At 41.3% G+C, this 4199-nt stretch carries 4 protein-coding genes; all 4 read right to left on the reverse strand.

Features of this window, described 5'->3' with window-relative positions:
- Window positions 1-269: 269 nt before the first annotated feature.
- Window positions 270-2234 (reverse strand): single-stranded-DNA-specific exonuclease RecJ, encoded by a 1965-nt coding sequence (recJ, locus tag IQ242_RS18085; RefSeq protein WP_193960927.1) that lies wholly within the window; start codon window positions 2232-2234, stop codon window positions 270-272.
- Between the two features lie 58 nt (window positions 2235-2292).
- Window positions 2293-2934 (reverse strand): LppP/LprE family lipoprotein, encoded by a 642-nt coding sequence (locus IQ242_RS18090; protein ID WP_193960928.1) that lies wholly within the window; start codon window positions 2932-2934, stop codon window positions 2293-2295.
- A complete protein-coding gene (locus IQ242_RS18095) occupies window positions 2931-3392 on the reverse strand; it encodes a hypothetical protein (RefSeq protein ID WP_193960929.1) in 462 nt (153 codons plus the stop codon). Before IQ242_RS18095 ends, IQ242_RS18090 begins: the two co-directional genes overlap by 4 nt.
- Window positions 3393-3466: 74 nt before the next feature.
- A partial coding sequence (locus IQ242_RS18100) for a response regulator (RefSeq protein WP_193960930.1) occupies window positions 3467-4199 on the reverse strand: 733 nt, incomplete at its 5' end.

Here is a 4199-nt window from a genome sequence, read left to right on the forward strand (position 1 = left end):
AAAGGGTGTAGGGTGTGGGGTGTAGGGTGTAGGGTGTGGGGTGTAGGGTGTGGGGTGTAGGGTGTGGGGTGTGGGGAGAAACAATTCATAACTTGAGAGTTAATCACACTATTAAGTGTGTGGGTGGAATTAAATATAAGATGAACGTAGGTTGGGTTGAAGCATGAAACCCAACGCCCGCATAGTTTACGCTACCGCTAACCCATCCTACAAATAATTGTGCCTCCCTAGTTAAAAACGGATTTGGTATTATATCTATTCAGCCAGCCCTAGATAGCCAAAGCTTTGATGGCAACTTTAATTAAAGTATAAAAACGGGGTTCGGTCACGTTGACTTCTCTAGCTTGTTGCCGATTTTTGCCTAATAAACCAATGCGCTGGCCTTTCTGCACGACTAAAATATCGCCCTGTTCATTTTTGATGCGAATCTCGTTTACATCACCCCAAAAACTACATTGATACATTTTATCGGCGTGCATAAAAATTGCTTTTTTAATACTATCATTTTCTTGGGGTAATCGCACTCCCACTAATTCAATTTCTATGGTTTTATTACCATTCCAAGTATTTTCTTTGAGTTTATAGGCAATATCTAAACGCGTTGGTAAAGGACAATATTCGCCCCAACGCCAAGCTAGGGCTTTAATTCTGGTATTATCGCTTTGAGCCAGCAATAATTTTAAATGATTTTTTCCGATAGTTTTCTGTTCCACTACTCGCACGTTAGGAGTCCAAAAAACTGGTAATTCATTGCCAATTCCCCAGGGTTGTAAACTATCAATTTGTTGAAAAAGTTGCAGGGTGATTTGTTTAAAATCAATGATAGTATCAATTTTAATTAAAGGTTTTAATTGTTCTATTTGTAAAATTTTGTGAGAAAATTGACTTAATCTTTGTTTAAATGCTAGTAAATTAGCTGTGGGTAAACTAAACCCCCCCGCCATTTTATGACCGCCAAATTTTCCTAGTAAATCTTGGCAAAATTGCAGGGCTTCAAAAACGTGAAATTCTTCAATTCCTCTGGCAGAACCGCGAATTTTACCCGGATATTCTTCCTCGTAAGTACCGATAAAAACCGGCACTCCGTAGCGTTCCACCAAACGGGATGCCACAATACCAATTACCCCATGATGCCAATCTTTTTCCACTAAGACTAAAACTCGATCTTTTTGCCAAAGAATCGGCGTTTCCTCTACTAATTTAATCGCTTCTTCTTCAATTTTTTCGCACAATTCTTGACGGGTACGATTAATTTGTTCGCACTGCATCGCTCTTTCTAAGGCAATTCCCGCGTCATCGGTGGTTAATAATTCAATAACTATCTGGGGATCTCCAATTCTGCCAATGGCATTAATTCTCGGTCCCAATTTAAAGCCAATATCATCCGGTTGTAATTGCTTTTGTTCCTCACTAATTCCCGCTATTTGCATCAGGGATTGAATCCCGACTAATTGGGATTTGGGTAATTTTCTTAAACCCCGTTTTAACCAGCGACGATTTACCCCGATTAATGGGGCTAAATCTGCTATAGTGCCTAGGGTAAATAATGCTAATAATGACTCGGTTAATCCCTGTAATTTACCCATTTTTTGGGCAGTTGTCACCGCTAAAATATAGGCGACTCCCACCCCCGCTAATCCCTGATAGGGAGAGTTAGGGGTTAATAATTTTGGGTTGAGAATAGCGGAGGCATTTGGTAAAATTGGCGGCAGATCGTGATGATCGGTGATAATAACTTTTAATCCTAATTCTATCGCTAGGGCGATCGGTTCGTGAGCGGAAATACCATTATCAACGGTGAGAATCAATCCGACTCCCGATTCGGCAAATTCTTCGACAATGCGCTGATTAATTCCGTATCCCTCTTTCATGCGACTGGGTATGGCATGATTTACCCTAGCACCGAGATGTCTCAAGGCTCTTAGTAGTAATGATGTACTGGTCATGCCATCGGCATCGTAGTCCCCACAGATAGCAATTTTATCGCCCCTAGCGATCGCTTTTACTAATAAATTGACACTTTTTTCTAAGTCGGGAAATTCCCCCAGGGGAGAGGGTAAGGTATCCACTTCAGGCTCTATATAAGTTTTAGCTATTTCTGGGGTATCAATACCGCGATTAATTAAGATAGTTGCTAATAAGGATGATAATCCCATTTCCCGCGCTAACCCCTCAATTTTTTCGGGATTAGTTGCGGCAATATACCAGCGTTGGATGGGATATTTGTAGTCCATTTTTTGTTAAGTAAAAAGGTAGGGTGCGTTAGCACAGCGTAACGCACCAAAAATAAGGTTAAAAGCGGATTTGGATGGCCCCAGCAGGAGGTTGAAAGGGGAGATTATTATTATTAATTCTCAGGGGGGAAGCGGGTACTACCTGCACATTGGGGGTGGTGGGTTGACTTTCATTGGTACTCAGTAAAGTCAATTGATTAATACTAGGATTAATCGCAAATTGTTGGGTGATAACTCCCGACGGACAACAGGAAGGATCCCGGGGGAGAAATCTTCTCATATTGACGGTGATCGTACCATCTTTAGCACTCAGATTATCGACAATTACTCGATCGGCTAACAGGACAGTATCGGTGTTAGTGGCAGTACCGTTATTATCGATCACTAGGGCTAAATAATGTAATTGCTGTTGATCTCTGGTAATCACTCTTAATACGACAATACCATCAGTCCTTTGATCGTTATTATAGTCCCCCATCAAAGCTTCTCGACTGACTTGCACTCCTAAAATCTGTCCCTCATTGGATTGAAAAATACCATCGCTGACAATTACGGAACCCCGATTGGGAATGTTATAGACGGTATTTCTTAAATTATCCACGCTCAGGGGTGTAGATTGGGCAAGTAAGGGCAGAGAATTGTTTAATAGTAAACTGATACCTAGGAGGATAGATTGAGGCAAAATTGCTAATTTAATCATGGTTGTAATGGGTTGGGTATATTTTCTTGAGTATCGAATAACTGCACGTTATTGATGGTACAAACCATCCCCTGTTGTTCCGCTAATTTATCTCGCCATTGGCTTAATTGTTGTTGACCATTACTACCATTTAACCAGTAAACTGTCAAGATGCCGAGGGTTTGTTCTGGTTCACAGGAAAAGCCGAGAGTTTGAGCGGGTATATCGGTATTTCCTTCATCACATTGCCAACCTTGTTTTTCAATTAATTCTTTCCAACCTTTCTCTTCTTTGGCAGCCACAGCAATGCGTTGATCTCCTTGGGTACAAAGCCAATTTTTCTGCTGGGTGGGATCATTGGGTAGATCACCAAGATTGGGGGAATTTTGCTTAATTGGGGGCAGCGAGGGGACTTGAGCATGAACGGAAAAAATCGGTAGTATTAACCAAGTACCGATGAGCGTTTTTAACAGTTTCATCCTTTAAAATTGCCATATTTAGGGATTTATGCCTTTAGAATATCACGTTTTTGAGATCTAGATAAAATACTCTCTTAAGATATGTTTAAATCTTTAATTATGGTTTCGATCGCATCAAAGGAAAATTCTCCGGCTAACTGTTGTAAACCTTGGGCAAGGGTAGCATAATCGGGGGGAATTTCTGCGGTTAGGGCGATAATTTTTTCATCATCACATTCTCGCGCCGCTTGTTGCAATTTTCTAATCCAGTCGGGACTGATTAATTTTAATAGGGATTGCAGGGAATCGAGGAAAACTGGCGAATAATTGGGTTGATTTGGCTCATTATCGGCATAAATATATTTTAATCCTAAATATTCGCCCATTTTTTGCCAAATAACTTCCTCTCGGAAAGGTTTACGCACGAAATCATCACAACCAGCGGCAATAACCAAGGCGCGATCCTCTTCAAAAGCACTGGCAGTTAGGGCAATTATCACCGTTTTTCCGCGATTATCAGCCTCTAACCGCCGAATTTCCCTAGTTGCTTCGTAACCGTCCTTCACTGGCATTCTCATGTCCATCCAGATAAGATGAGGTTGCCATGCTTGCCAAATTGCGATCGCTTCTTGTCCATTAGCGGCCTCTTGCACGGATAATCCTAGGGTAGTCAGGAGTTTCAGCAACAGTAAACGGCTTTCTGGTCGATCATCGACGACTAATATGCGATATTTAGGCTGATTTTCCGCTAAAGCGATCACTTTTGCCCTATTGGTTTCGGTTTTAATCTCATTTTCCCCCACCAAACCCACCTGAATATCAAAACTA

It is taken from the genome of Microcystis sp. LEGE 08355 (assembly GCF_015207185.1).
GTDB lineage: Bacteria > Cyanobacteriota > Cyanobacteriia > Cyanobacteriales > Microcystaceae > Microcystis > Microcystis panniformis.

Coding starts and splice junctions, on each gene's coding strand:
- IQ242_RS18090 (WP_193960928.1), bottom strand. CDS start 2,934: ATGATTAAATTAGCAATTTTGCCTCAATCTATCCTCCTAGGTATCAGT.
- IQ242_RS18095 (WP_193960929.1), bottom strand. CDS start 3,392: ATGAAACTGTTAAAAACGCTCATCGGTACTTGGTTAATACTACCGATT.
- recJ (WP_193960927.1), bottom strand. CDS start 2,234: ATGGACTACAAATATCCCATCCAACGCTGGTATATTGCCGCAACTAAT.